The sequence below is a fragment of the Isoptericola jiangsuensis genome, assembly GCF_002563715.1.
Classification (GTDB): Bacteria; Actinomycetota; Actinomycetes; order Actinomycetales; family Cellulomonadaceae; genus Isoptericola; species Isoptericola jiangsuensis.
On record NZ_PDJJ01000001.1, the window covers coordinates 3,137,563 to 3,163,676 of the forward strand.

Below are 26,114 nucleotides of genomic sequence, written 5' to 3' on the forward strand. Positions count from 1 at the left end.
CCGTGGCGCCGAGGTCGTCTTGTACGGATCCGGCGGCGCGCGCGACCCTGGCTGCCAAGCCCGGCCCCGCCGGACGGGGGTACGTTCTTCCCTGGGGCCCGGAACGGGTCCCGTGACCGGCAGGGCCACCACCCTCGGCCGTGCCCCGACCTCCGAGGAGGACCCGTTGACGACGACGTCGACCCGCCCGGCCCCCGCGGCCGACGCCTCGCCCCTGGCGACGGCGCACCACCAGCTGGCGACGGCGGTCGCCCACCTGGGCTACGACGACGGGCTGCACCAGATGCTCGCGACCCCGCGTCGTGAGATGCACGTGGCGGTCCCCCTGCGCCGGGACGACGGCTCCTCGGCGCTGTTCCACGGCTTCCGCGTGCAGCACAACGTGTCCCGCGGCCCCGGCAAGGGCGGCCTGCGCTACCACCCGAGCGTCGACATCGACGAGGTGCGGGCGCTGGCCATGTGGATGTCCTGGAAGTGCGCGATCGTCGACCTGCCGTTCGGCGGCGCGAAGGGCGGCATCGGCATCGACCCGCGGGAGCACTCGACGGCGGAGCTGGAGCGGGTGACGCGCCGGTACACGTCCGAGCTCATGCCCGTCATCGGGCCCGAGACCGACATCATGGCGCCCGACATGGGCACGGACGCCGGGACGATGGCGTGGATCATGGACACGTACTCCGTGAACCGCGGCTACACGATCCCCGCGGTGGTCACGGGCAAGCCGCTGACCGTCGGCGGGTCGCTGGGCCGTGGCACGGCGACCAGCGCGGGCATCGTGCACGTGACGGCGGCCGCGCTGAAGGAGGACGACGTCCCGCTGGACTCGGTGTCCGTCGCGATCCAGGGCTTCGGCAAGGTGGGCGGGCACGCGGCGGCAATCTTCGCCGAGCGCGGCGCGAAGGTCGTCGCGGTGAGCGACCAGTACGGGGGCGTGCGCGCCGACGACGGCCTGGACGTGGCGCGGCTGTTCACGCACGTGGAGCGGACGGGGTCGGTCGTGGGGTTCGACGGCGCCGACCCGGTGTCGAACGAGGAGCTGCTGGGCCTGGACGTGGACGTGCTCGTGCCCGCCGCCGTGGAGGGCGTGCTCACGGCGACCACGGCGCACCACGTGCGCGCCCGCTGGGTCGTCGAGGGCGCCAACGGGCCCACGACGACGGCGGCGGACGAGATCCTGGCGGCCAAGGGCGTCACGGTGGTCCCCGACGTGCTCGCGAACGCCGGCGGCGTGGTCGTGTCGTACTTCGAGTGGGTCCAGGCGAACCAGGCGTACTGGTGGACGGAGCCGGAGATCGCCGAGAAGCTGGCCTGGCGGATGGCGTCCGCGTACGCGTCCGTGTCGGCGCTGGCGCGTCGGGACGAGCTGTCGCTGCGGGAGGCCGCGCTGATCATCGGCGTGCAGCGCACCGCCGAGGCGCACCAGATCCGCGGGCTGTACCCCTGACGGGCGCGCCGGTCCGGCACCCGGTGGCGGCCGGCGCGCCGTCACCGGGCCTGGTGGCGCGCCTGCGGGCCGCGGGCTGCGTGTTCGCGGAGGACGAGGCCGTGCTGCTGGAGGACGCCGCCCGGCCGGGCGGCGGTTCTCCCGGCCCGGACGCCGCGCTGCTGGAGCCGCTGGTCGCGCGCCGGGTGGCCGGCGAGCCGCTGGAGCACGTGCTCGGCTGGGCGGAGCTCGCCGGGCGCCGCTGGTCCGTGGGGCCGGGCGTGTTCGTGCCGCGCCGCCGCAGCGAGCTGCTCGTGGAGGTCGGGGCGGGGCTCCTGCCCGGCCCGGACGACGTCGGGGCGACGGGACCGCCGGTGGTGCTGGACCTGTGCTGCGGCTGCGGCGCGGTCGGCGGGGCCGTGCTGCTCGCCGCGCGGGACCGCGGGGTCGCCGTCGAGCTGCACGCCAGCGACCTCGATCCCGCGGCCACCGCGCACGCGGTGCGCAACCTGGGTCCGCTGGGCGCCGCGGTGCACACCGGCGACCTGTTCGCCCCGGTCCCGGCGACGCTGCGCGGTCGCGTCGACCTGCTGCTGTGCCACGCCCCGTACGTGCCGACCGGCACCCTGCCCACGCTGCCGCCGGAGGCCCGAGAGCACGAGCCGGTCGCGGCGCTCGACGGCGGCGGTGACGGGCTGGACGTCGTGCGCCGCGTGGCCGCCGTCGCGGGCGGATGGCTGGCGCCGGGCGGTGCCCTGCTGGTCGAGGTCGGCGAGGGTCAGGTCGAGGTCGCGACGGACGTCCTGCGGGGCGCCGGGCTGCGGGTCGCGGTGGTCCACGGCGACCCCGGGGACGACCCGTGGGACGACCTCGGCGCGGCTCCCGGACCGCCTGCCGGGCGGGCACCCGCCGACGGCACGGCGCCCGGTCACCGCGTGCCGGGCGGCCTCGTCCTCGTGGGGACGGCGCCGACGACCCGCCCCTGAGGGCTCAGCGACGCCGGCGCGCCAGGACGACGAGCGCCACGGGCACGAGGGCCGCGACGGCGGCGGCCACGGTCGCGGCGGTCGCGACGGTCGCGTCGACGAGCGGCCCCTGCGTGCGGGCGACGGCGATCCACGCCAGCCCCCACCCGGCGGCGAGGCCGGTGGCCACGGCGACGACGGGTCGCCGCACGGCGCGGACGGCGACGGCGACGACGATCGCCGCGCCCGCGAGCACGAGGACGGCGCCCCAGGCGGACGCGCCCAGGCCCAGGTCACCCACGGCGGCGGCGGACAGCGCCGCGGTGACGTTCGCGAGGGTGGCGACGCACACCCAGCCGAGGTAGAGGCCGGTGGTGGCCTCGGCGACGACGCCGTCGAGGGTCCGGGTGCGCGGGAGCCGCACGTACCGGACGAGCAGGACGCCCAGCACGACGAGCAGCGCGGCGATGACGACCACGCTCCCCCACAGCCACCCGGCCTGCACGACGGCGATCCACAGGGCGTTGAGCGCCATGGACGCCAGCACCCACCAGGCGGTGGCCCGCCAGCGCGGGTCGGCGGCACGTCCGGGCAGGGCCTGGACGACGGCGGTGACGACGAGCCCGAGGTAGATGACGGACCAGATGCGGAACGCCGGGGTGCCGGGGGCGACGACGGTGGCCTCGGCGGACAGCGCGCCGCCCGCGGCGTCCTGGATCGGCTGCCCGCCGAAGGCGCCGGAGCCGACCGCCGCCGCGGCGACGGCGACGAGCGCCCCGACGAGCACCACCGCCTGGCGGACGCGGTCGGCGGCGGTGGGTCCGGTGGTCGTGGTGGTGCCGGTGGGTGCGGTCATCCACCCAGCATGGCAAAGGTCAGCATGCTGAGCATCTCGGGCGGCGAGCCGCCCGCCCCTCAGTCCTGCGGCTGCGCGTCCACCCACGCCGCGAGCGTCGTGCGCGGACCGGTGTAGAACGGGATCTCCTCGCGGACGTGGCGCCGCGCCTCGGTGGCCCGCAGGTCGCGCATGAGGTCGACGATGCGGTGCAGCTCCGAGGCCTCGAAGGCCAGGAGCCACTCGTAGTCCCCGAGGGCGAACGCCGACACCGTGTTCGCGCGCACGTCCTTGTACCCCGCGGCGGCCGTGCCGTGGTCGCGCAGCATCGTGCGGCGCTCGTCCTCGGGGAGCAGGTACCAGTCGTACGACCGGACGAACGGGTACACGCACAGGTACTCGCGCGGCTCCTCGCCCGCGAGGAACGCGGGCACGTGACCGCGGTTGAACTCCGCCGGACGGTGGAGCGCCGCCACCGACCACACCGGCTCCAGGCCGCGTCCCAGCGCCGAGGCGAGCAGCCGGCGGTAGGCGCCCTGCACCGCCTCGATGCTCGGGCCGTGCGTCCAGAGCATGAGGTCCGCGTCCGCGCGCAGGCCGCCCACGTCGTACCAGCCGCGCACGACGACGTCGCCCTCGGTGGCGGCGGCGTCACGCTCGGTCGCGCCGCCCCAGACGGCGTCCTCCGCCTCGGCGACGAGCGCGGCCCGCTCGGCGGCGTCCGCCGGCACGGACTCCGACAGCGCGAACACCGACCACATCGTGTAGCGGATGCCCTCGTTGATCGCCGTGGTGTCGACGTCGTGGCCCGTGTCGCCGTGGACGTGGGTGTCGGTCATGCGGAGGTCTCCTCGGAGGTGGGTCGGGCGGGCGGGGGTGCGCTCAGACGGTCAGGCCGGAGCCGCACAGCGCGGGGACGCCGCTGGGCTCCCCGTCGCGGCGCAGGCAGCAGCCGGGCGCGCACACCGAGCGGTACGCGGGCAGGTCGCCCACGGTCTCCTCGGCGACGTCCTCGCCGCGGGCGATCGCGGCGCGCTCCAGCAGCAGGTCCACCAGGGCCCGCACGAACGGCTCGCGGGTGCCGACGGTCCCTGCGCGCACCGCCGTCATGCCGAGCTCGGCGGCCGTGGCCATCGCCTCGGTGTCGAGGTCGTAGGCGACCTCCATGTGGTCGGACACGAACCCGATGGGCGCCATGACGACGTCCGTGACGCCCTCGCCGGCGAGCGCCTCGAGGTGGTCGTTGACGTCCGGCTCGAGCCACGGCTGGCTGGGCGGGCCGGAGCGGGAGCAGTAGGCGAGGTCCCACGCGACGTCGTGCCCGAGCCGCTCGGCGAGGCCGGCGACCACGGTGCGCGCGACGTCGAGGTGCTGCGCGGAGTAGGTGGCGTGCGACAGGCGTGACGCGGCCTCCATCGTGTCGGGGATGGAGTGGGTGACGAAGACCAGACGCGCGGCGCGGGGGTCGCCACCCTTCGCGACGAGCTCCGCGAAACCGTCGGCGACGGCGTCGAGGTTGGCCTGCACGAAGCCCGGGTGGTTGAAGTACGAGCGGATCTTGTCGAACTGCACGCCGGTCGAGCCGTCGGCGTCGAGCTGGCCGCGCTTCTCGAGCACGACGGCCAGGTCCTCGCGGTACTGGCGGCAGCCGGAGTACGACGAGTAGGCGGAGGTGACGAGGGCGACCGCGCGCTGCGCGCCCAGCCGTTCGAGCTCGTCGATCGCGTCGGTGGTGTACGGCTCCCAGTTGCGGTTGCCCCACACGACGGGCAGGTCGAGGCCGCGTCGGGCGAGCTCGGCCTCGAGCGCGGCCTTCAGCGCGAGGTTCTGCTCGTTGATGGGGCTCTTGCCGCCGAAGCCGTAGTAGTGCTCGCCGACCTCCTCCAGCCGGGAGTCCGGGATGCCCTTGCCGACCGTCACGTTCCGCAGGAACGGGACGACGTCCTCGGGCTTGTTCGGGCCGCCGAAGGAGTAGAGCAGCAGCGCGTCGTACGGGGCAACGTCGAGTGACCGGGGGGTCGCAGGCATGGGACCCATCATCCACCCGACCACCGGGAGCCCACGACCGATGGACCCCCGGACCGACGTGACATTGAAAGCACGGCCCGTCAGAACCTCTGGAACGGAACCCGCTGTCACACCGGCGGGCCGGGCGGTGTCTCCATGTCGACCGCACCGACGGACGGAGGAACCATGAGCACCACCCCGAGCATCGTCCCCAGCCCGCTCCCGACCGGGACGCCCCGCGTCCCCGCCGCGGAGATCACCGGCCTGCAGGGCGCGCTGACGAAGTCCCTGAGCCGCCGCATGCTGGGCAAGGTGCCCGACTCCCTCGGCGTCATGTGGCACCACCGGCGCGTGCTGCGCGACCTCATGGGCGTCGGGCGCAAGGCGGAGCGCTGGGACCGGCTGGACCCGAGCCTGGCGACGTTCGCGAACATGGCGGCCGCCGCCGCGGTCGGGTGCGGCTTCTGCCTCGACCTGCACTACTTCCTGTCGCACGACCGCGGGCTGGACGAGCGCCGCGCCCGGGAGGTGCCCCGCTGGCGCGAGTCCGACGTCTTCACGCCGACCGAGCGCCGCGTCATGGAGTACGCGGAGGGCATGTGCCGCACCCCCGTCGAGGTCTCCGACGAGCTCGCGGCGGCGCTCCTCGACGACCTGGGCCCGGCGGGTCTCGTGGAGCTCTCGGCGCGCGTCGGCATCATGAACGCGACCGCGCGGTCCAACATCGCCCTCGGCATCCGCTCGCAGGAGTTCGCGGACGCCTGCGGTCTGCCCCCGCTCGCGGCACCCGCCCGCCCCGCGGCACGGTGAGCACATGAGCGACGACTTCACCGCCCACCGCGGCCTGCTCTTCACGGTCGCGTACGAGATGCTCGGCTCGGCCGCCGACGCCGAGGACGTGGTCCAGGAGACGTGGCTGCGGTGGGCGGCGGTCGACCGCGGGGACGTGCGGGACCCGCGCGCCTACCTGGTGCGCGCGGTCACCCGTCAGGCCCTCAACCGGCTGCGCACGGCCTCGCGCCGGCGGGAGGACTACGTCGGGCAGTGGCTCCCCGAGCCCCTGCTCACCACCCGGGACGTCGCGGACGACGTCGAGCTCGCCGACAGCGTGTCGACGGCGATGCTGACGGTCCTGGAGACCCTCGCCCCCACCGAGCGCGCCGTGTTCGTGCTGCGCGAGGTGTTCGACGTCCCCTACGACGAGATCGCCGCGGCCGTGGACCGCACGGTCCCCGCCGTCCGCCAGATCGCGCACCGGGCCCGCGGCCACGTCGCGGCGCGGCGCCCGCGTCTCAGCGTGGACCGGGCCGAGCAGGAGCTGGTGGTGCGGCGCTTCCTGGACGCCGTCACCACGGGTGACCTGCAGGCCCTCCTCGACGTGCTCGCACCGGACGTCGTCGGCCTCTCCGACGGCGGTGGGCTCGTCCGCGGCACCGCGCGCAGGCCGATCGAGGGCGCCGACCGCCTGGCTCCCGCGCTGCTGCGCGGCATGGCCCGGCAGACGGACGTCGTGGCGACGCCCGTCTGGATCAACGGCGCGCCGGGCGTGCGGGTCGAGATCGACGGCCGCCTCGCGGCGGCGATCACGCTGGACGTGTCCGGCGGGCGGGTGCACCGGCTCTACGGGGTGACCAACCCCGAGAAGCTGTCCCGGCTGGACGTCGCACGGGAGCTGGTCCGCTGACGCGGGTCAGCGCCCGGCGAGCGCCAGGCGGGTCACGGACGCGGCGAGGTCGGTCAGGCGCGCGGCCGTGCGGGGCAGCAGGTCCTCCAGCGCGACCGGGCCCGGGGCGATCGAGAAGGCCGCGGCGATCCCGGCGGCGTGCGCCTGCGCCGCCGGGAGCAGCACCTGCCCCGCGAGGACGACGACGGGCGGCCGGGCCGGGGAGGCGGCGGCGACCCGGGCCACGCCGTCGGCGACCTTGCCGCGCACCGACTGGGAGTCGAACGACCCCTCGCCGGTGACGACCAGCACGGCGTCGGCGACGGCGTCGGCGAGGCCCACGGCCTCGGCCACCAGCGTCGCGCCGGGCTCGGGCACGGCGCCGAGGACCGCGACGAGCGCGGCCGGGACGCCGCCGGCGGCCCCTGCACCCGGCAGGTCGCGGACCGCGACGCCCGTGTCCTGCTCCAGCAGGTCCGCCCAGCGCGACAGCGCCGCGTCGAGGAACGCCACGTCGCCCGGCGTGGCGCCCTTCTGCGGGCCGAAGACGGTGGCGGCGCCGTGCTCGCCGACCAGCGGGTTCGTGACGTCCACGGCGAGCCGCCAGCGCACCTCGCGGGCCCGCGGGTGCAGCCCGTCGAGGTCGAGGCGGGCGACGCGGGCCAGGCCCTCGCCCCCGTCGGGGACGGGCTCGCCGGCGGCGTCGAGCAGCCGGGCGCCGAGGCCGACGAGCACCCCGGAGCCGCCGTCGGTGGAGGCCGAGCCGCCCAGGCACACCAGGACCTCGTCGACCCCGGCGTCCAGGACGGCCGCCGCGAGCTCGCCGGTGCCCCGGGTGTGCGCGTGCAGCGGCTGCAGGGGTTCGTCGGCGACGGCGGGCAGCCCGCTGGCCTCGGCGAGCTCGACGACCCCGGTGCGGCCTTCGGGCGAGACCGCCCAGCGGGCGGTGGTCGGACGGCCGAGCGCGTCGCAGGTGCCGACCTCGTGCACGGGCGCGCCCCACGAGGTCACGAGCGCGTCGAGCGTGCCCTCCCCGCCGTCGGCCATGGCCAGGCAGGTGACGCGGGCGTGCGGGGCCGCGGCGAGGACGCCCTGGCGGACGGCCTCGGCGACCTCCGGCGCACCGAGGCTCCCCTTGAACGAGTCGGGGGCCACCACCACGTGCGGCGCGGCGGCGTCGGGCGCTGTCCCGGGGCGTGTCGACGGTGTCACGCCGCCGAGGATAGCGGTTTCCATCAGGAGCGGGGCGACCAGTCCGCGATCCCCGGCTGCGCCGCACGCAGCCGCTCCAGCAGGCGCGTGAGCTCCGCCTGCTCGGCGGGGTCCAGCGCCGACCCCACGTACTGCTCCATCGCGCGCACGTGGCGGCGGCCGACCTCCCGCTGCAGGCGGCGACCCTCGCGCGTCAGCGCGACCAGCGTCCCGCGGGCGTCGTCCGGCGGCACCGACCGGGTGACCAGGCCGCGCGCCTCCAGCCGCTCCACCATCCGCGACAGCGAGGACTGCGCGAGCAGCACGTCCTCGTTGAGGTCGCGCAGGCGCAGGCAGCCGCCGTCGGCACGCGACAGCGTGAACAGGACGTCGTACTCGCGCATCGACAGCTCGACCCAGACGTCGTCCGCCTGGAAGCGGCGCATCAGCGTCACCTGCGTGCGGAACAGCGCCTCCCAGGTGCGCGCGGCCTCCTTGGCGGTGCCCGAGACGCTCGACGTCGACGCGGCCATCACGCTCCCCCTGTCCCGGCGACCTCGCCGACGCCCTAACGTCCCAGCCGGCGTTCCCGCCGGGAGTAGTCGCGCAACGCCCGCAGGAAGTCGACGCGACGGAAGTCCGGCCAGTACGCCTCGCAGAAGTACAGCTCCGAGTGCGCACTCTGCCACATGAGGAAGCCCCCCACCCGCTGCTCGCCGGAGGTGCGGATGACGAGCTCCGGGTCGGGCTGACCCTTCGTGTACAGGTGCGCCGCGATGTCCTCGACGTCGATGCTGTCGGCGAGGTCCGCCAGCGTCGCGCCGTCGTCCGCCGCCGCGCGCAGGTAGGCCCGCACGGCGTCCGCGATCTCGTGCCGCCCGCCGTACCCGACGGCGACGTTGACCTGCAGCCCGTCGACGTCCGCCGTGGCCGCCGCGGCGGCGCGCAGCGCCCGGGACAGCCGCTCCGGCAGGAGGTCGAGGCGGCCCACGATCCGCAGCCGCCACCGCCCCGTCGCGGCGAGGTCGCTCACGGCGTCGGAGATGATGTCGAGCAGGTCGGCGAGCTCCGCCTTGGGCCGCGCGAGGTTGTCCGTGGACAGCATCCACAGCGTGACGACCTCGATGCCCTGCTCGGACGCCCAGCCGAGGAACTCGGCGATCTTGTCGGCGCCGCGCCGGTGCCCGGTGGCGGCCGTCTCCCCGAACGAGCGGGCCCAGCGACGGTTGCCGTCGAGGATGACGCCGACGTGACGGGGGGTCCCGAGACCGGCCAGCGACGCGGCGAGCCGGTGCTCGTACAGCCGGTACAGGGGGTGGGGAAGGCGCACGAGGTCCTCACGGTCTCGGGGCGGACGAATCGGGACAACGGTACCGCGCGGCGTCGGGGCCGGACCGCGTCCGGGCGCCCCGCTGCGCGCTCCCTGCGGACTCGTCGCACGATCTTCACAGGCTCCCGGGGACAACCGCCGCGCACATCGCCTACGGTGGCGTAACCTACGGAAGCGTAGGTTAGTTCGAGCAACGCCCCGAAGGAGACACCCGTGGCAGGAACCGCCGACCGGAGCCGCCGCCTGAGCGTCCCCGACCCCGCCGACGTCGGAGCCGCCGCCCGCGAGGCCGCCGCCGGCGCCCGCGGCGCCGTGCAGAACGTCGGCACGTCGGCCGCCGCCCAGGCCCGGCGCCTCAAGCCGCGCCTGCGCGGCTGGATCCACCTCGTCACCGCGCCGCTGGCGCTGGCGTCCAGCATCGTGCTCGTCGCCCTCGCCGAACCCGTCGCCGGCAAGGTCGCCGCCGCGATCTTCGGTCTCAGCGCCCTGCTGCTGTTCGGCACCAGCGCCGTCTACCACCGCGGCAACTGGTCACCCCGGGTCGCCGCCGTGCTGCGCCGGCTCGACCACTCGAACATCTTCCTCATCATCGCGGGCACCTACACCCCGCTCGCCGTCGCCCTGCTGCCCCGCTCCAGCGCGACGATCATGCTCGGCATCGTGTGGGGCGGCGCCGTCGCCGGCCTGCTCACGCGGGTGCTGTGGATGAACGCGCCCCGCTGGTTCTACGTCCCCGTGTACGTCGCGCTCGGCTGGGTCGCCGTCGCCTACATCGACCAGTTCTGGGTCAACGGCAGCCCCGCCATCGTGTGGCTCGTCGTCACCGGCGGCCTCGCGTACACCCTCGGCGCCGTCGTCTACGGCACCAAGTTCCCCGACCCGTCACCGCGCTGGTTCGGGTTCCACGAGATCTTCCACGCCCTCACCGTCGTGGGCTTCGCCTGCCACACCGTCGCGATCTACCTCGCCACGCTCGCCGTCTGAGGGCACCGCGTCCGCCTCAGCGCGGGCGCGGCACCACCGTGTAGCGACGGTTCGCCAACGACGGGTTCGTCGCCCGCACCGCCCCGAGGGCCTCGGCGTCGAGGTCCACCGTGCGCAGCTGCGGCGCCTCGTCCAGCTCCAGGCCGACGACGCCGTCCGGCCCCACCAGCGTCGACCGGCCCGTCAGGCCCTTGCCCGCCATGCCCACGCCGATCGCGACCATCGTGTTCTCGATCGCGCGCGCCGCGAGCAGCGTGCGCCAGTGCAGTGCCTTGCCCGGACCGTCCATCCAGGCGGCGGGCACCACCAGGACGTCCGCCCCGGCGTCCACCACCCGGCGCGCCGACTCCGGGAACCGCAGGTCGTAGCAGGTGATGACGCCGAACGTCAGGTCCCCCACCCGCATCGTCACCGGCTCCGCGTCCACCGGGCCCGGCTCCAGCCGGTCCGACTCGCGCGTACCGAACGCGTCGTACAGGTGGACCTTGCGGTACACCCCGGCGAGCGCGCCGGTGGCGTCCACCGCCACGACGGCGTTGACCGCCCGCGCGGCCTCGCCCGGCGCCGGGTCCGCACCCGGCAGCGTCACGCCCGCCACCACCGCGATCCCGTGCTGCGCGGCCAGGCCCCGCAGGCCGGTCACGAACGGGCCGTCCAGCGGCTCGGCGTGCTCCACGCCCACGCCGCGCCGGTCGTAGGCCGAGGCGTACTCCGGCAGCAGCAGCAGGTCCGATCCCACCCTCGCCGCCGCCGCGAAGGCGTCGGCGACGACCTGCCGGTTGGCGGCGCGGTCGTCCGACACGACGACCTGGGCGACCGTGACCCGCGTGGTCACGACGCCCCCGGCCCCGACCGGTCCGGACCGCCGCCGTCCGCGCCCGGCGCGGCGCCCGGCGACGTGGCCGAGGCCGCGCCGGCCCCGGTGTCCGGGCTCGCGGCGAGGTCCGGCGACGAGTCCGCACGGAACCCGATCGTGCGCCGCTGCGGCACCTCGATGCCGTGCTCGCGCGCGTACGCGTTCGCCTTGCGCATGTGCCGCGCCAGGGACAGGAACAGCAGGACCGCGGCCACCGCGACGCCGAACGTCGCCAGGAAGCCCTCCAGGCCCGGCGTCACCTCCCAGTCCTCCAGGCGGCGCGCCGTCGGGCTGGGCGACGGGGCGGGGTCCACGGCCGCGGCCAGACGGCCGACCAACGCGTACGGCAACTCAGTTCTCCTTCCGGACACCGGCGAACAGGTCGTCCTCCGGCGTCGACGTCGGCACGCGCGAGTCGGCGAGCTCGAACTCCTCGGTGGACCAGACGTCCGCCTCGATGTCCCGCGGGACCGCGAAGAAGAAGCCCGCCGGGTCGATCTGCGACGCGTGGGCCACGAGCGCGGCGTCGCGCTGCTCGAAGAACTCGGCCACCTCGACGCGCGTCGTCACCTCCCGCTCGGGGATCTCGCGCGCCGTGCGCGACTCGATCCAGTCGCCGAACGGGGACTCCAGGCCCGCGCCCTCCATGGCCTCGTGGGCGGCCCGCAGCCGCGCCATCGAGAAGCCGTGGTTGTAGTACAGCTTGAGCGGCTCCCACGGGGCGGCACCGCCCTCGACCACGTAGCGGTCCGCGTCGCCCGCCGCGTGGTAGGCCTCCACGGCGACCTCGTGGCACTTGATGTGGTCCGGGTGGGGGTAGCCGCCCGAGGGGTCGTAGGTCGTCATGACGTGCGGCCGGAACTCGCGCACCAGCTCGACGAGCGGCGCCGACGCCTCCTCCAGCGGCACGAGGGCGAAGCAGCCCTCGGGCAGCGGCGGCAGCGGGTCGCCCTCGGGCAGGCCCGAGTCGACGAAGCCGAGCCAGTGCTGACGGACGCCGAGCGCCTGCGCGGCGGCGGCCATCTCCAGGCGGCGCACGGCCCGCTTCTCGTCCAGCGACTCGAACCCGTGCCCCTCGGGCACGGCGAACGACGGGTTGAGCACGTCGCCGCGCTCGCCACCGGTGCACGTCACCACGAGGACCTCGACGCCCTCCGCGGCGTAGCGGGCCGTCGTGGCGGCACCCTTGCTCGACTCGTCGTCGGGGTGGGCGTGCACCGCCATGAGGCGCAGCGTTTCACCGGGCACGGGGTCCTCCTGGGGTGGTTCGGGACTGCCGGGGCGTCGAGCACAATGGTGTCATGAGCGAGGCACAGCCCCCGACGGGCACCACCGCACCCGACGACCGGTACGGGAGCGCCCGACGCCCGGCCGCGCGGGGCACGGGGCGCGGCGCGAAGATCGCGATCGGTGCGGCGCTGGTGGCGGCCGTGGCGGCCGTCGGCTGGTACACCGTCGCCCAGCAGCAGGCGGCCCCGGTGGACCACGAGGACATCGGGTTCACGGTCGTCGACGCCGAGCACGTGGACGCGCAGTTCCAGGTGCACATGCCGCCCGGCACCCGGGCGGTGTGCACGGTCGACGCCCTCTCCCCCAGCTACGCGCAGGTCGGCACGCTCGACGTCGAGGTCGGCCCGGTCGACACCCGCACCAGCGCCTACGAGGTGACGATCGGCACGTCCCAGGAGGCGACCACCGCGACGGTCGTCGGCTGCGAGGTCGTCGACGACTGACCGGCCGGTCGGGGCGCCGGGACCGGGGCCGCGCGAGCGCCGGCGGACTCCCCCGGCGGTCCGGCGGGCGGGGGACCCGCGTCGATCCGTTATCCTGAGGGATTCACACGCAAGCCCCGCACGAGCCGATGCGCGTGCCGACGCCGTCGGCAGGAATCCGCGCGGCCCGGACCGGGCACGATCGAGCACCACGAAAGGAGAGCCGTGGCCGACAACGTCACCTGGCTCACCCAGGAGGCTCACGACCGGTTGAAGGCTGAGCTGGAGCACCTGTCCGGCCCCGCCCGCACCGAGATCGCCGAGCGCATCGCCGCCGCCCGCGACGAGGGCGACCTCAAGGAGAACGGCGGCTACCACGCCGCCCGCGAGGAGCAGGCGAAGAACGAGGCCCGCATCCGCGAGCTGACCGAGAAGCTGCGGACCGTCCAGGTCGGCACGCCCGCCGACGACGGCATGGTGGAGGCCGGCATGGTCGTCACCGCGCTGGTCGCGGGCGACGAGATGACGTTCCTGCTGGGCTCCCGCGAGATCGCGGGCACCACCGACCTCGACGTGTACTCGCCGACGTCGCCGCTGGGTGCCGCGATCGACGGCAAGAAGGTCGGCGACAAGGCCGCCTACACCGCGCCGAACGGGCGCGAGATCCCGGTGGAGATCACGTCCGCCACGCCGTTCCTCGGCTGATCCGGCGCGTCCGTGGGCACCGCACGGTGCCCACGGACGCCCCCACGAGGCGACACGCCGGAGCGCGACACGCCGAAGAGGTGCGATCCCGCCCTCTGCCGCACGATCCCAACGATAAGTCCGGACCAGCGGCCGCCCATTCTCTCGATCCGGTCAAGTTCAGGGTGAGAATCCACCCCGACTGTGTCTATGGTCGTTGACGGTATGACGATCTTCGACCCAGCCCCCGTTGACCACACCTCCGCCGAGACCGAGCACGACGCCGAGCAGGCCGCCCCCGCGCGGGGCGCCCTCGGTCAGGACGGACCAGCTCGCCCGACGATCCGCCGCCCCGCCGTCACCGACGGCGCCGCGATGTGGCGGGTCGCCCGCGACTCCGGGACGCTCGACCTCAACTCGTCCTACGCCTACCTGCTGCTCGCCGACCACTTCGCGGCAACCAGCCGCGTCGCCGTCCTCGACGGCGAGGTCGTCGGGTTCGTCTCCGGCTACCTCACGCCCGACGACCCGACCCGCTGGTTCTGCTGGCAGGTCGCCGTCGACGAGCGCGCCCGCGGGCACCGCCTCGCCGGCCGCCTCCTCGACGCCGTGATCGACGACCACCCCTCCGTCACGTCGTTCGCCACGACCGTGACCAACGACAACACCGCCTCCCGTGCCGTGTTCCGCCGCTGGGCCGACGCCCGCGGCGCCACCCTCACGGAGACCGCCGGGTACGAGGCCGAGCACTTCCCCGACGGTCACGAGGCCGAGCCGCTGCTCGTCGTCGACGGCTTCCGTCGCTGACGACGCACCGCACAGACTTGGGCTGCGCCGGTACGGCGCGCAGGTGACGACGCAGCCCCGACCCTTCACCGCACCGGCGCGCACCATCGAAGGAGTGTCATTCGTGACAACCTTGACCACCCCGACGCCCGACACCACCGCCGACCCGATGGGCTTCACCGCCCTGGAGTCCGAGGTCCGCAGCTACTCGCGGGCCTGGCCCGTGGTGTTCGACCGCGCCGTCGGGTCGACCGTCTTCGCCGAGGACGGCACCGAGTACCTCGACTTCTTCGCGGGCGCGGGCTCGCTCAACTACGGGCACAACAACCCCGTGCTGAAGAAGGTCCTGCTGGACTACCTCGCCGACGACCGCATGGTCCACTCGCTGGACATGCTGACCAGCGCCCGCCGCGAGTTCCTCGAGACGTTCCGCGCGCACATCCTCCAGCCGCGCGGCCTCGACCACAAGGTCGTCTTCCCCGGCCCGGGCGGCGCCAACGCCGTCGAGGCGGCCCTCAAGCTGGCCCGCAAGATCACCGGGCGCGAGTCCGTCGTGAACTTCACCAACGCGTTCCACGGCATGACGCTCGGCGCGCTCTCCGTCACGGGCAACTCGATGAAGCGCGGCGGCGCCGGCATCCCGCTGGTCCACGCCACCCCGATGCCGTACGACGACTACTTCAACGGCGACGTCTCCGACTTCCAGTACTTCCAGCGGATGCTGGAGGACTCCGGCAGCGGCCTCAACAAGCCCGCCGCCGTCATCGTCGAGACCGTCCAGGGCGAGGGCGGCATCAACGCCGCCCGCGCCGAGTGGCTGCGCGGCCTCGCGGACCTGTGCAAGGCCCACGACATCCTGCTCATCCTGGACGACATCCAGATGGGCTGCGGCCGCACCGGCGGGTTCTTCTCCTTCGAGGAGGCCGGGATCGTGCCGGACATCATCTGCCTGTCGAAGTCCATCTCCGGCTACGGCCTGCCGATGGCGATCACCCTGGTGCGCCCCGAGCTCGACGTGTGGGAGCCCGGCGAGCACAACGGCACGTTCCGCGGCTTCGCGCCCGCGTTCGCCACGGCGTCCGAGGCGATCCGCACGTACTGGTCCGACGACGCCCTGGAGCGCTCCGTGCGCGCCAAGGGCATGCTCGTGGAGAGCCACTTCAACACCGTGGTCTCCCGCTACCCGGACCTCGGGCTCGTCGCCAAGGGCCGCGGCCTGGCCCGCGGCCTCCAGCTCCCCGACGGCGAGACCGCCGGCCGGGTCACGGACGAGGCGTTCCGCCGCGGCCTCCTGGTCGAGACGTCGGGCCCCGACGGCGAGGTCGTCAAGCTGCTGCCGCCGCTGACGATCACCGAGGACGAGCTGCGCCGCGGCCTGACGATCCTCGACGAGTCGTTCGCCGCCGTCCTCGGCTGAGCCGCCACCCGTCCCCCGACCCGCAGACCCGAGGAGGAACCATGCTCGTCCGCACCCTCGACGAGATCACCGACACCGACGCCGACGTCAAGAGCGAGAACTGGCGCTCCAAGCGCATCGTGCTCGCCCAGGAGGGCGTCGGGTTCTCCGTCCACGAGACCACGCTGTACGCCGGCACCGAGAGCTTCTTCTGGTACGCCAACCACATCGAGGCCGTCTTCATCACGTCCGGCGAGGGCGAGATCGAGGACCTCGCCACCGGCGAGGTGCACCCCCTGCGACCCGGCACCCTGTACCTGCTGAACGACCACGACAAGCACAAGGTCCGCCCCACGACGGACATCACGTGCGTGTGCGTGTTCAACCCGCCGGTCACGGGCCGCGAGGTCCACGACGAGAACGGCGTCTACCCGCTGATCACGGAGCCGGAGACCGCCACCGTCTGACGGTCCCGCGCCTGACCCCCTCCGGCGACGTGCGTGCTGGGTCGGTACCGCAAACCGAGGTTTGCGGTACCGACCCAGCACGCACGTTCGCGTCCGGGCGGCCGGGGTCAGGTGGCGGAGGCGGGTGGCCGGGTCCGCTCAGCGGTCGTCGACGGCGCCGGTGAGGGTCGCCAGCCGCCGCTCCAGCAGCCGCCGGTCGCCCTCGCGGTCGACGAGCGCCAGCGCGACCCGCAGGGCGTCCGCGGCCTCGGCGGGACGGCCCAGGCGGGTGAGGAGCTCCGCCCGGACGGCGGGCAGCAGGTGGTAGCCCGCCAGCGCGGGGGCGCCGGCGAGGTCGTCCAGCGCCGCCAGCGCCGCCTCGGCACCGTGCACCTCGGCCAGGGCGACCGCCCGGTTCAGGCCCACCACCGGTGAGCCGGTCATGGCGGCCAGCACGTCGTAGAGGGCGAGGACCTCCACCCAGTCGGTGGACCCGACGTCGGCGGCCCGGGCGTGCAGCGCCGCCACCGCCGCCTGCACCTGGTACGGACCGGGGCGGCCCGCGGCGAGGGCGGCGTCCAGCACCGCCAGACCTTCGGCCGTCTCGTCGTCGCGCCACCGGGACCGGTCCTGCTCCGCCAGGACGAGGGCGGCGCCGTCCGGCCCGGTGCGCGCGTCCCGCCGGGCGTGCTGGAGCAGCGCCAGCGCGAGCAGCCCACGGGCCTCCGGCTCGTCGGGGAGCAGCCGCACGACGAGCCGGGCGAGCCGCACCGCGTCACCGGCCAGCGCACGCCGCTCGGCGGCCCCCTCGACGGCGTCGGCGGGCTCGGCCCAGGCGTCGTAGCCCTCGGTGAACAGCACGTACAGGACCGTCAGGACGCCCGCCGTGCGCTCGGCCAGCAGGGTGGACGGCGGTACCCGGAAGACGATGCCGGTGTCGCGGATGCGCTTCTTCGCGCGGACGAGCCGCTGCGCCATCGTCGCCTCCGGCACGAGGAAGGCACGCGCGACCTGGGCCGTCGTCATGCCGGTCAGCGACCGCAGCGTGAGCGCGACCCGGCCGTCCAGCGGGATCGCCGGGTGGCAGCACGTGTAGACGAGCCGCAGCAGGTCGCCGTCCGGGTCGTCGAGCTCCCAGGCCCCGTCGTCCAGGCCGTCCGCCACCGCGGTCGGCACCGGGTCGGCGGACGGCCCGTCGGCCCGCGCACCCGGGCGCACCCGCTCCTCCAGACGGGCGGCCTCACCGGTCCGCTCCCGCTCGGTGCGGCGGCGGCGCAGCACGTCGATCGCGTGCCGGCGCGCCGTCGTCGTGAGCCAGGCTCCCGGCCGGTCGGGCACACCGTCGCGGGCCCAGGTCCGCACGGCGGAGGCGAACGCCTCCTGCGTCGACTCCTCCGCCAGGTCGAGGTCGCCCGTGGAGCGCGCGACCGCGGCGAGGACGCGTCCCCACTCGGAGCGGAACGCGTCCTCGACCGCGGCGCCGACCGTGCCCGTCACGCGGGTCCGGCACCGTCCGTGGGCCAGAACGGGTGCACCTCGACCGTCGAGCCGCCCCACGCCCCCGGGTGCTCCGCCGCGATCGCGAGGGCGGTGGCGAGGTCCGGGGCCTCGACGACGTCGAACCCGCCGATCACCTCCTTGGACTCCGCGAACGGCCCGTCGGTGACCACCGGCCGGCCGTCGGTGACCTGCACGCGGCGGACGTCCGCCGCGGGCCGCAGCCGCTCGCCCAGCACGCGGGAGCCGTCGGCGTCGTGCCGGCGCACCCAGTCCTCGATGTCGGGGGTCGGGCCGCGGTCGGGCACGTCGGGCTCGTGGACGAGGAACAGGTACCGCATCACCCCTCACCGCCCTGGCCGTCGAGGTCCAGCGGCCACACGGGGCGCAGCTCGATCGCGCCCGCGTGCGCCATGGGGTGCTCCGACGCGACGGTGATCGCGGTGTCGAGGTCCGGGGCCTCGATGACGTCGAAGCCGCCGATCGCCTCCTTCGACTCCGCGAAGGGGCCGTCGGTGACGAGCACCTTCCCGCCCCGCACCCGGACGCCCACGGCGTCCTCGGGCGGGCGGAGCCGGTCCCCCGCCGAGGCGGTGCCGTCACCGTAGTAGCGGTCGACCCACCCCTCGATGGGCGGGGCGCCGGCCTCGTCCTGGGGGGTGAGGTCCGGGTCCTGGGGGGTGGAGAGCACCAGCATCAGGTAGCGCATCGCGTCCTCCTCAACGGGTCCCGACGCCCGGTCGGGCGTGCACGAGGGGTCCGAACAGCACGACGTCGGCGGCGTCGACGCCGTCGCCGACACCGTACCTCCGCTCGGCGACGGCACGCCGGTGCCGCTCCACCTCGGGGCCCCGGCACAGGATCGTGGTCAGGAATCGCATGGTCGTCTCCTTCCGCACGGCCCGGGCGGCCGTGTCGTCACCACGACGAACGGCGGCGCCCCCGATCGACACCCCGCCGGGAAGGAGGTTCAGGAGACGTCGTAGCCGTCCCGTCGCAGCCGCTCGACGACGGCCGCGCAGTGCTCGGGGCCCTTCGTCTCGAGCTGGAGGGTCACCAGCACCTCGGACACCTCCAGCGCCGTGTCGGTGCGGCGGTGGTCGACGCGCACGATGTTCCCCTCGGCGGACGCGACGGTCTCCAGCAGACGGGCGAGGGCGCCGGGCTCGTCGTCGAGCCGCACCGACATCTGGAGGTAGCGGCCGGCCGCGACGAGGCCGTGCTGCACCACGCGCTGCAGGAGCAACGGGTCGATGTTCCCGCCGGTCAGCACGGGCACGATCGTGCCGGGGAAGTCTCCCGGAGCGTTCATCACGGCCGCCACGGCCACGGCCGCCGAGGGCTCGACGACCAGCTTGGCGCGCTCCGCGACGAACAGCAGGGCGCGGGACATCTGGTCCTCGGTGACGGTGCGGACCTCGATGCCGAGCCGGTGCAGCACCTCGAACGGCACGTCGCCCGGGGTGCCGACGGCGATGCCGTCCGCCATCGTGCCGCCGAGCGTGCCCGGTACGGGGTGCCCCGCGGCGAGCGAGGCCGGGTAGGCGGCCGCCGACGCGGCCTGCACCCCCACCACCTTGACGTGCGGCGCCGCCTCGGCGAGCACCGTCGCGATGCCGGCGACGAGCCCGCCGCCGCCGAGCGGGACGACGACCGTCCCGACGTCGGGCACCTGCTCGAGGATCTCCAGGGCGACCGTGCCCTGGCCCGCGACGACGTCCGGGTGGTCGAACGGGTGGACGAGCACCTTGCCCGTGCGGGCCGCCTCGGCGCGGGCCGCGACGACCGCGTCGTCGACGGACGTGCCGACCTGGCGGACCTCCGCGCCGTAGCCGCGCGTGGCGGCCAGCTTGGGCACGGACGCGCCCTGCGGCATGTACACGGTGGCGGGGATGCCGAGCTGCTGGGCGGCGAGGGCCACGCCCTGCGCGTGGTTGCCCGCGGACGCCGCGACCACGCCGAGCCGCTGCTCGGCCGGCGAGAGCCGGGACAGGCGCGTGTACGCACCACGGATCTTGAACGACCCCGCCCGCTGGAGGTTCTCGCACTTGAGGACGACGTCGGCTCCCGCCAGCTGCGCGAGCGCCCGGAAACGGTGCACCGGGGTGCGGGTCACCGTGCCGTCGAGCAGCTCGGCAGCGGCGCGCACGTCGTCGAGGGTCACCCGATCGAGAGGATTCGCTGCGTTCACGCCCCCCAGTATGGGTGGCGGCACCGGGGTCCGGTGACGCCGGGGCCGGTCAGCGCGGCGCGGTCGGCCCGCCGGGGCCGGTGCCGTCGCCCGCACCGTCCTGCGGGGCCGCGCCGGTGCCGTCGCCCGCGTCGGGGGTCGCGCCCGGGCGGTTGGCCCACAGCAGGGTGCCGGGCAGCTCGTCACGGGTCGGACGTCTCAGGAGGGGGACGTGGTCGTCGGTGCCGAGCTCGGGGAACTTGTCGTGCCCGTGCAGGTACTGGATGACGGTGTTGAGCACGGCGGCCAGCGGCACCGCGAACAGCGCGCCGACGATCCCCGCGACGAGGCTGCCGGCGGCGACCACGAGCACGACCGCGACCGGGTGGAGGGACACGGCGTGGCCCATGAGGAACGGCTGCAGGATGTGGCTCTCCGCCTGCTGCACGAGCAGCACGATGCCGAGCATGATGAGCGCCGACACCCAGCCCTGGGACACCAGCACCACCGCGCACGCGATGGCGCCGGTGAAGATGGCGCCGAGGATCGGGATGAACGAGCCCACGAACACGAGGATGCCGATGGAGATCGCGAGCGACGGCACGAAGAACGCCGCGCCGACGCCGATGCCGATCGCGTCCACCAGGGCCACGAGGATCTGCGTGCGGACGTAGGACGACAGCGTGACGATGCCGCGACGGCCCGCCTGGTGGACCTTCTCCCGCGCGGCGAACGGCAGCAGGTTGACGATCCAGGTCCAGATGGTGCGGCCGTCCTGCAGGAAGAAGATCGTGCAGAAGATCGTGATGATGACGCCCACCAGGACGTGCCCGACGGTCGTCGCGGCACCGAGCGCGCCGGAGATGAGGGAGCCGCTCTGCCCCGCGACCATGTCCTGCGCCTGCTGGGTGAGGTCGCCGAGGCTCGCCGTGTCGAGGCCGAACGGCCCGTTCGACAACCAGTCGAGGAACTCCTGGAAGCCGGCGACCGCCTGGTCCCAGAGGTCCTGGAAGCCGTTGACGATCGACTGCCCGGCGAGCACGATCAGGCCGGTCACGAACGCGATGAGGCCGAGGATCGACAGGGCCGTCGCGAACCCCCGGGGCACCCCCACCTGTTCGAGCGCACGCCGCATCGGCGCGAGCAGGATCGTCAGGAGCAGCGCGATCGCGACGGGCACCGCGATGGTCTTGAGCTGGCCGAGCACCCAGACGATCGCGCCGATGCCCGCGGCGACGAGCAGCAGACGCCATGACCACGCGGCCGCGCTGCGCACGCTGAGAGGGACGGTGTCGGCGCCGCTGAGCCGCGGGATCCCGGGAGTGCTCACCGGTTCACCCTAGGTTCCGCTCCCCCGCGCCGCGCGGCGACGCCCGGAGCCGTCCGTGCAGGTCCTGTGCGTGTCCTGGGCGGGTGGGTCACCGGCAGGGCACGGTCACGACCCGAACAGCGGTCGCTTCTGCGGGTAGGCCGTCTCGCCGCGCTCCAGCATCGCGACGAACTTCTCCACGTTCCGCGTCCGCGACTCCGGCCGCTTGAGGGTCACGATGCGGTGCAGGACGGCGAACCGGTTCTGCGACGTCAGGTTCCCCCACGCCTCCGTGGCACGCGGGCTGGCCGCGAGCGCCGCCGCGAGCTCGTCGGGGACCTCGATGGTCGCGGGCCCGGCGTACGCGGCGTCCCACCGGCCGTCGGCGCGGGCCCGGTCGATCTCCGCCTGACCGCGCGGCCGCATCCGACCCTCCTGCGTCAACCGCGCCACGATCTCCTGGTTGCGCACCGACCAGATGCTGCGGGCCCGGCGCGGGCAGTAGCGCTGCAGGGAGGTGTCGGCGTCCCGGCCGAGGGCCTGCGCGTCGATCCAGCCGCTGCACAGCGCCTCGTCGAGCGCCTCGGCCCGGGTCAGCGTGGTCGGGGCGTCGGGGCGGCCCTTGCGCGCGAGCACCAACCACACCCCGTCGGGCGTGGAGTCCTCGTGCTCGTCGAGCCACGCGCGCCACGCCGCGGCGTCGGGCACGACCAGCGGGTCCTGCGACGGCTTCGTCATGGTCCGACCCTAGGCGCGGCCCCCGACACCTGCCGCGGTCCAGCGTGTGCACGGTCCGGCGCCGGGGGGCAGACTGGCGCCGACCAGCGGGTGCGGGACCGGGGAGGACGCATGTCGACGATCGCGCTGTGGGGTCTCGTCCTCGCGGGGATCGTCGTCCTCACGCCGCTCGCGGACCGGGTGCGGGTGCCGCTGCCGGTGCTGCTGACCCTGTTCGGGATCGTGCTCCCCCTGATCCCCGGCACGCCCACGCTGCGCCTCGAGCCGGACCTCATCCTGCCGCTGGTGCTGCCGCCGCTGCTGTTCGCCGCGACCCAGCGGGCCACCGTCCGGGAGTTCCGCGAGCAGGCCCGACCCATCCTGCTCACCGCCGTCGGCCTGACGATCGCGTCGGCGGCGGTCGTGGCGGTCATCGCGCACGCCGCGGGCGCGCCCTGGGCGGTCGCGTGGGTGCTGGGCGCCATCGTGTCCCCGCCGGACCCGGTCGCCGCCACCGCCGTCGCCCGTCGCCTGCGCCTCCCGGGCCGCGTGGTCACGGTGCTGGAGGGCGAGGGCATGTTCAACGACGCCACCGCCCTCGTGCTCTACCACGTGGCCGTCGCCGCGGTCGTGGCGGGCTCCGTGACGGCCGGCGAGGTCGGGCTCGACCTGCTGCTCGCCGTCGTGGTGGGCGTCGGGGTCGGGCTGGCCGGGGGCTGGCTCGGCCACCGCGTGCTCGGCCGCCTGCACGTGCCGGCCGCCGAGACCACGGTGACGATCGCGCTGCCGTTCGCCGCCTACCTGGGCGCGGAGGAGCTGCACGGCTCCGGCGTCCTCGCCGTCCTCACGCTCGGCCTGATGCTGCGCGCCGTCTCCCACACGTCGGTGACGTCCGGCGGGTGGCTGCTCGGCCGGTCCGTGTGGGAGTACGCCGACTACCTCATCACCGGCGTCGTGTTCGTCCTCATCGGGTTCGAGCTGACCAGCGTGCTGGACGACAACCCCGTCGCTCCCCAGGCGCTGCCCCTCGCGCTCACCGTCGTCGCGGCGCTGGTCGTGGTCCGGTTCGCGTGGATGTTCCCCTCCCTGTGGCTGCTCGGCCACGGGTTCGCCCGGCGGGCCCGCGCCCACGGCGTGCCGGAGGAGGTCGCCGGCGTCGGGGCGTTCACCCGCCGCGAGACCCTCGTCGTGTCCTGGGCCGGGATGCGGGGCGTCGTGTCCGTCGCGTCCGCGCTCGCCCTGCCGCACGTCGTCGAGTCCGGGGCGGACTTCCCCGATCGTTCCGCGGTCGTGTTCGTCGGGCTGGTGGTCGTCCTGGCGACGCTCGTGCTCCAGGGCCTCACCCTCGCGCCGGCCGTGCGGTGGCTCGGCGTCGGCAGCACCACCGACGAGGCCGCCGAGGTGGCGACGCTGCGTGAGCAGGCCACCCGCGCCGCGCTCGAGGCGGTGCGCGCCCGTGACGACGTCCCCGCCCCCGTCCGGGAGGCCGTCGCCCTCCAGTACGAGGGCTACCTCACCGCGCAGCTCGCGCTGTCCGAGGCGCGCCGCGCCGGCGACGACGTCGAGGGACGGTTCGGCGAGCTCGTCGACGCGCTGCTGCGCGACGCCGTCGAGGTCGAGCGGGACGTCGTCGTCCGGGCGCGCAACGACGGCGAGGTCACCCCGCACGTCGCCGATGAGGTCCTCGCCGACGTCGAGGCCCGCGCCGTCCGCGACCTCGACTGAGCTGATCGATCCTCCCCAGGGCGGGTGCCGACGCGCGTGCCGTCGATGACCTCTACGATCGGGAGGACCGACCGTAGTGGGAGGTGCGCGTGATGCTGAGACGTATCGGCGTCGTCGCGTCCGTCGCCGCCCTCATGGCGCTCCTGGTCTACTCGATCGCCACCGGCAACGGCATCGCCGGCTGGATCCTGTCCCTCGCGCTGCCGGTCCTCGTCGTCTGCGGCGTCGTGCGACGCCGGCTGTCCGGGCACTCCGTCTCGTCCGCCGTCCGACCCGCCGCGCAGGGCTTGAACGAGGTCCAGGGTGTCGTCCTCAACCGCCCGGGCAGCGCGGTGATCTACGGGTCTCCGGTGCGGGACGTCGCGGCGGACCACGACGCCCGCTCCCGAGAGCCGCTCCTCAGCGAGCCGGACCGGAACGGAGGCGATCCGTCGCCCGACGACGACCGGCCGCGGTCCGGTGCCGTTGGCTAGAGCGGGCGCCGCGCCACGAACGTCACGTGCGTGTCCGGCCACGCCACCGGCTCCCCCGTGGCGGCGTCGCGCAGCGCGGCCCCCACGGACAGCCGGTTCTCCACCAGCCACTCGTTGCGCCACGGCCCGCTCACCGGGTCGACGCTGAACCCCGCACCCTCCAGCAGCTCGACCCAGTCGGGCCAGGTCATGTCGCAGAACCGCTCGTGGCACTCCGACAGCCAGGAGTCGGTGTAGTCGCGCGTGTAGAGGAACTCCGCCGCGGCGCGCAGCGTCAGCTCGGCGACGCCGTCCGCCACCCACGTCACGTCGCACGCGCCGCCGGACAGCGCCGGGAAGTCGTGCGCGAACTGCACCAGCCGCTCCGCCGGGGACAGCGCCGCCACGTGCGCGGCGACGTCCGCCGTCGGCAGGCCGTCCAGGTCGGTCGCCGTGGCGCCCGCCCCCGCGCCGTCGAGGGCGACGTGCACGAGCCGGTCCCCGCCCTCGGGACCCAGGACGTCCGAGCACACCCACACGCCGCCCGGAGCCGTGTGCTCGAAGATCCGCCGCGCCAGCAGCTCCAGGTCCGCCCGGCCCGCCCCGTAGCTGGAGATCTCGTGCGTGAGGGCGACCGTGAACGTCGTGCTGACCGACGCCGGCGGGAACACCGCCGAGCGCAGCAGGTTGCGCTGCGCGAAGAACACGTTCGGGTTCGCGAACACGCCCTGCGCCCGACGGTGCTCCGCCTCCGCGACCAGGTGCCGCGACACGTCCACCCCGTACAGGTCCGACTCCGCCAGCCGCGGGTCGCGGGCCGCCCGCTCCAGCAGCCCGCCCGCCGCGCAGCCCAGGTCCACCACCCGGCCCGGCACGACGAACGGCGCCACCAGGTCCCACTTGCGGTCCGACGCGTCGTCGAACGCCGCGGTGTACGTGCGGTAGTCGCGCGTCGTCGTGAGGTCCCCCTCCGTGGAGACCGTCGGGTCGGCGTGGACCAGCTCGACCTGCGCCGCCAGGCGATAACGGTCGTAGTAGGCCACGGCCTCCGGGTGCGCGAGGTCGCGCCACCGGTCGTCACCGGCGGCCAGCAGCTCCAGCACGTCCCACGGGCGCAGCGGCTCGCCCGCCCCGTCGTCGGCGCGGTCCTCCACCGGCACCACACGGAACCCCAGGTCGGCGTACATCGCGACGACGGCGGGGGTCGAGCAGGCGACCACCGTGTCCCCGGGGGTCGCCGCGACCCCCGTCGACAGCTCGACGCTCGCCAGCACCGTGCGGGCGAAGCGTGGGCTCGGCGGCACGTCCGCCACCGGCGCGACCAGCGACGGCAGCCCCTCCAGGGCCGCGACACGCTCGATCATCGCCTCGCGGCGGTGCGCCGGCACCGGGTTGCGACGGGTGCCGCTGTGCGTCGCGGACGTCACCGCCCACACGACGTCCGCGCCCTCGGCGCACTCGACCGGCACGCCGTCGGCGTCGGTCAGGTCCCCGGCGAGCAGCCGGTGCAGGTACTCCGTCTGGAAGCGCGTCACCAGGTGGTGCCGGCCGGGGAACAGGACATGTCGGACGCGCGTGGGCATGCGCGCAAGGATGCCATCCCGCGCGCCCTGCGCCGTCAGGACTCCGCGTCGTCCATGATCTCGCGGACCTCCTGCGCGCACCGGCACGCCGCGGCGGTCCTCGCCGCCCACTCCAGCGCCTCGTCGCGCGTGGCGACGTCGACGACGCAGAACCCGCCGACCACGGCCTTCGTCTCCGGGAACGGGCCCGGCGTCACCGTGCCGTCCGTGCCCACGACCGTCGCCTGCTGCCGCTCCAGCCCGCCGCCGAACACCCACACCCCCGCGGCCTTCGCCTCCGCCGTCACCGCGTGGGCCGCCGCACCCACGGCCGCGAAGTCCTCCTGCGGGATCGCGTCCATCGCACCGTCGTCGAACGAGATCAGGTACTTCGTCATCGCCGG

Annotated in this window: 30 protein-coding genes; 12 read left to right on the plus strand and 18 right to left on the minus strand. The window is 74.9% G+C overall.

Annotated features, from left to right (window positions below):
* The first annotated feature begins 166 nt into the window (after positions 1-166).
* Both ATJ88_RS14105 and ATJ88_RS14110 read left to right on the plus strand, forming a co-directional pair.
* A complete protein-coding gene (locus ATJ88_RS14105) occupies positions 167-1,444 on the plus strand; it encodes a Glu/Leu/Phe/Val family dehydrogenase (RefSeq protein ID WP_098465370.1) in 1,278 nt (425 codons plus the stop codon).
* Positions 1,445-1,467: 23 nt separating this feature from the next.
* Complete coding sequence (locus ATJ88_RS14110) at positions 1,468-2,409, plus strand: putative protein N(5)-glutamine methyltransferase (RefSeq protein WP_211287520.1); 942 nt, start codon at positions 1,468-1,470, stop codon at positions 2,407-2,409.
* Between the two features lie 4 nt (positions 2,410-2,413).
* Here the strand turns inward: ATJ88_RS14110 and ATJ88_RS14115 are convergent, their stop codons facing one another.
* Genes ATJ88_RS14115 through ATJ88_RS14125 form a run of 3 tightly spaced genes read right to left on the minus strand, consistent with a single transcriptional unit; the run spans position 2,414 to position 5,251 of the window.
* Entirely contained in the window at positions 2,414-3,244 is an 831-nt protein-coding gene (locus ATJ88_RS14115; RefSeq protein WP_098464369.1) for a tryptophan-rich sensory protein, read from the minus strand.
* A gap of 59 nt (positions 3,245-3,303) precedes the next feature.
* Positions 3,304-4,062, minus strand: a complete 759-nt coding sequence (hemQ, locus tag ATJ88_RS14120) for a hydrogen peroxide-dependent heme synthase (RefSeq protein ID WP_098464370.1) — start codon at positions 4,060-4,062, stop codon at positions 3,304-3,306.
* Between the two features lie 43 nt (positions 4,063-4,105).
* Positions 4,106-5,251, minus strand: coding sequence for a ferrochelatase (locus ATJ88_RS14125; protein WP_098465372.1), 1,146 nt, complete (start codon positions 5,249-5,251; stop codon positions 4,106-4,108).
* 165 nt (positions 5,252-5,416) lie between these two features.
* Here ATJ88_RS14125 and ATJ88_RS14130 point away from each other — a divergent pair, with 165 nt between their 5' ends.
* Entirely contained in the window at positions 5,417-6,040 is a 624-nt protein-coding gene (locus ATJ88_RS14130) for a carboxymuconolactone decarboxylase family protein (RefSeq protein WP_098464371.1), read from the plus strand.
* A 4-nt stretch (positions 6,041-6,044) separates the two neighbouring features.
* On the plus strand, positions 6,045-6,914 hold the full coding sequence (locus ATJ88_RS14135; protein WP_098464372.1) for an RNA polymerase sigma-70 factor: 870 nt from the start codon (positions 6,045-6,047) through the stop codon (positions 6,912-6,914).
* A gap of 6 nt (positions 6,915-6,920) precedes the next feature.
* On the opposite strand, the gene ATJ88_RS14140 is transcribed toward ATJ88_RS14135, so the two are convergent.
* The 3 genes from ATJ88_RS14140 to ATJ88_RS14150 are packed head-to-tail and all read right to left on the minus strand — an operon-like array spanning position 6,921 to position 9,414.
* Positions 6,921-8,105 (minus strand): glycerate kinase, encoded by a 1,185-nt coding sequence (locus tag ATJ88_RS14140; RefSeq protein WP_245852446.1) that lies wholly within the window; start codon positions 8,103-8,105, stop codon positions 6,921-6,923.
* 23 nt (positions 8,106-8,128) lie between these two features.
* On the minus strand, positions 8,129-8,617 hold the full coding sequence (locus ATJ88_RS14145) for a MarR family winged helix-turn-helix transcriptional regulator (protein ID WP_098464374.1): 489 nt from the start codon (positions 8,615-8,617) through the stop codon (positions 8,129-8,131).
* Positions 8,618-8,652: 35 nt separating this feature from the next.
* Complete coding sequence (locus tag ATJ88_RS14150; RefSeq protein ID WP_098464375.1) at positions 8,653-9,414, minus strand: isoprenyl transferase; 762 nt, start codon at positions 9,412-9,414, stop codon at positions 8,653-8,655.
* A gap of 213 nt (positions 9,415-9,627) precedes the next feature.
* Between ATJ88_RS14150 and trhA the strand changes: the two genes are divergently transcribed.
* Positions 9,628-10,398 carry a PAQR family membrane homeostasis protein TrhA gene (trhA, locus tag ATJ88_RS14155; RefSeq protein ID WP_170023638.1) on the plus strand — a complete coding sequence of 257 codons (771 nt, stop codon included), beginning with the start codon at positions 9,628-9,630 and terminating at the stop codon, positions 10,396-10,398.
* 16 nt (positions 10,399-10,414) lie between these two features.
* Here the strand turns inward: trhA and ATJ88_RS14160 are convergent, their stop codons facing one another.
* The 3 genes from ATJ88_RS14160 to mca are packed head-to-tail and all read right to left on the minus strand — an operon-like array spanning position 10,415 to position 12,478.
* Entirely contained in the window at positions 10,415-11,233 is an 819-nt protein-coding gene (locus tag ATJ88_RS14160; RefSeq protein ID WP_098464376.1) for a carbon-nitrogen hydrolase family protein, read from the minus strand.
* Complete coding sequence (locus tag ATJ88_RS14165; protein ID WP_098464377.1) at positions 11,230-11,604, minus strand: hypothetical protein; 375 nt, start codon at positions 11,602-11,604, stop codon at positions 11,230-11,232. The genes ATJ88_RS14160 and ATJ88_RS14165 overlap by 4 nt, the downstream gene beginning before the upstream one ends.
* A 1-nt stretch (position 11,605) precedes the next feature.
* Entirely contained in the window at positions 11,606-12,478 is an 873-nt protein-coding gene (gene mca, locus ATJ88_RS14170; RefSeq protein ID WP_098464378.1) for a mycothiol conjugate amidase Mca, read from the minus strand.
* Positions 12,479-12,555: 77 nt separating this feature from the next.
* Here mca and ATJ88_RS14175 point away from each other — a divergent pair, with 77 nt between their 5' ends.
* From ATJ88_RS14175 to ATJ88_RS14195, 5 genes are all read left to right on the plus strand, one after another.
* On the plus strand, positions 12,556-12,987 hold the full coding sequence (locus tag ATJ88_RS14175; protein WP_098464379.1) for a DUF4307 domain-containing protein: 432 nt from the start codon (positions 12,556-12,558) through the stop codon (positions 12,985-12,987).
* A gap of 204 nt (positions 12,988-13,191) precedes the next feature.
* Entirely contained in the window at positions 13,192-13,671 is a 480-nt protein-coding gene (greA, locus tag ATJ88_RS14180) for a transcription elongation factor GreA (protein WP_098464380.1), read from the plus strand.
* Between the two features lie 204 nt (positions 13,672-13,875).
* Positions 13,876-14,457, plus strand: coding sequence for a diaminobutyrate acetyltransferase (gene ectA, locus ATJ88_RS14185; protein ID WP_098464381.1), 582 nt, complete (start codon positions 13,876-13,878; stop codon positions 14,455-14,457).
* 148 nt (positions 14,458-14,605) lie between these two features.
* Complete coding sequence (gene ectB, locus ATJ88_RS14190) at positions 14,606-15,853, plus strand: diaminobutyrate--2-oxoglutarate transaminase (protein WP_098465374.1); 1,248 nt, start codon at positions 14,606-14,608, stop codon at positions 15,851-15,853.
* Between the two features lie 41 nt (positions 15,854-15,894).
* Positions 15,895-16,299, plus strand: coding sequence for an ectoine synthase (locus ATJ88_RS14195; RefSeq protein WP_098464382.1), 405 nt, complete (start codon positions 15,895-15,897; stop codon positions 16,297-16,299).
* A 138-nt stretch (positions 16,300-16,437) separates the two neighbouring features.
* Here ATJ88_RS14195 and ATJ88_RS14200 read toward each other — a convergent pair whose 3' ends face one another.
* From ATJ88_RS14200 to ATJ88_RS14230, 7 genes are all read right to left on the minus strand, one after another.
* Positions 16,438-17,775 carry an RNA polymerase sigma factor gene (locus ATJ88_RS14200; RefSeq protein WP_098464383.1) on the minus strand — a complete coding sequence of 446 codons (1,338 nt, stop codon included), beginning with the start codon at positions 17,773-17,775 and terminating at the stop codon, positions 16,438-16,440.
* Positions 17,772-18,116, minus strand: a complete 345-nt coding sequence (locus ATJ88_RS14205; protein ID WP_098464384.1) for a YciI family protein — start codon at positions 18,114-18,116, stop codon at positions 17,772-17,774. Before ATJ88_RS14205 ends, ATJ88_RS14200 begins: the two co-directional genes overlap by 4 nt.
* On the minus strand, positions 18,116-18,484 hold the full coding sequence (locus tag ATJ88_RS14210; RefSeq protein WP_098464385.1) for a YciI family protein: 369 nt from the start codon (positions 18,482-18,484) through the stop codon (positions 18,116-18,118). The genes ATJ88_RS14205 and ATJ88_RS14210 overlap by 1 nt, the downstream gene beginning before the upstream one ends.
* Before the next feature lie 10 nt (positions 18,485-18,494).
* The gene (locus ATJ88_RS18395; RefSeq protein WP_170023640.1) at positions 18,495-18,656 is read right to left on the minus strand and encodes a hypothetical protein; all 162 of its coding nucleotides are present in this window, start codon (positions 18,654-18,656) and stop codon (positions 18,495-18,497) included.
* An 89-nt stretch (positions 18,657-18,745) separates the two neighbouring features.
* Positions 18,746-19,939: a threonine ammonia-lyase gene (gene ilvA / locus ATJ88_RS14220; RefSeq protein WP_245852447.1), complete on the minus strand. Its 1,194-nt coding sequence runs from the start codon at positions 19,937-19,939 to the stop codon at positions 18,746-18,748.
* Between the two features lie 76 nt (positions 19,940-20,015).
* Positions 20,016-21,275 (minus strand): AI-2E family transporter, encoded by a 1,260-nt coding sequence (locus ATJ88_RS14225; RefSeq protein ID WP_245852448.1) that lies wholly within the window; start codon positions 21,273-21,275, stop codon positions 20,016-20,018.
* 105 nt (positions 21,276-21,380) lie between these two features.
* A complete protein-coding gene (locus tag ATJ88_RS14230; protein ID WP_098464388.1) occupies positions 21,381-21,992 on the minus strand; it encodes a YdeI/OmpD-associated family protein in 612 nt (203 codons plus the stop codon).
* A 111-nt stretch (positions 21,993-22,103) separates the two neighbouring features.
* On the opposite strand from ATJ88_RS14230, the gene ATJ88_RS14235 reads away from it, so the two are divergent.
* Entirely contained in the window at positions 22,104-23,696 is a 1,593-nt protein-coding gene (locus tag ATJ88_RS14235) for a Na+/H+ antiporter (RefSeq protein ID WP_098464389.1), read from the plus strand.
* Between the two features lie 92 nt (positions 23,697-23,788).
* A complete protein-coding gene (locus ATJ88_RS14240) occupies positions 23,789-24,169 on the plus strand; it encodes a cytochrome d ubiquinol oxidase subunit II (RefSeq protein ID WP_141538694.1) in 381 nt (126 codons plus the stop codon).
* On the opposite strand, the gene ATJ88_RS14245 is transcribed toward ATJ88_RS14240, so the two are convergent.
* Both ATJ88_RS14245 and ATJ88_RS14250 read right to left on the minus strand, forming a co-directional pair.
* Positions 24,166-25,731 (minus strand): class I SAM-dependent methyltransferase, encoded by a 1,566-nt coding sequence (locus tag ATJ88_RS14245; RefSeq protein ID WP_098464391.1) that lies wholly within the window; start codon positions 25,729-25,731, stop codon positions 24,166-24,168. The two genes, ATJ88_RS14240 and ATJ88_RS14245, sit on opposite strands and share 4 nt — an antisense overlap.
* Before the next feature lie 35 nt (positions 25,732-25,766).
* Entirely contained in the window at positions 25,767-26,108 is a 342-nt protein-coding gene (locus ATJ88_RS14250) for a YciI family protein (RefSeq protein ID WP_098464392.1), read from the minus strand.
* Positions 26,109-26,114: the final 6 nt, after the last annotated feature.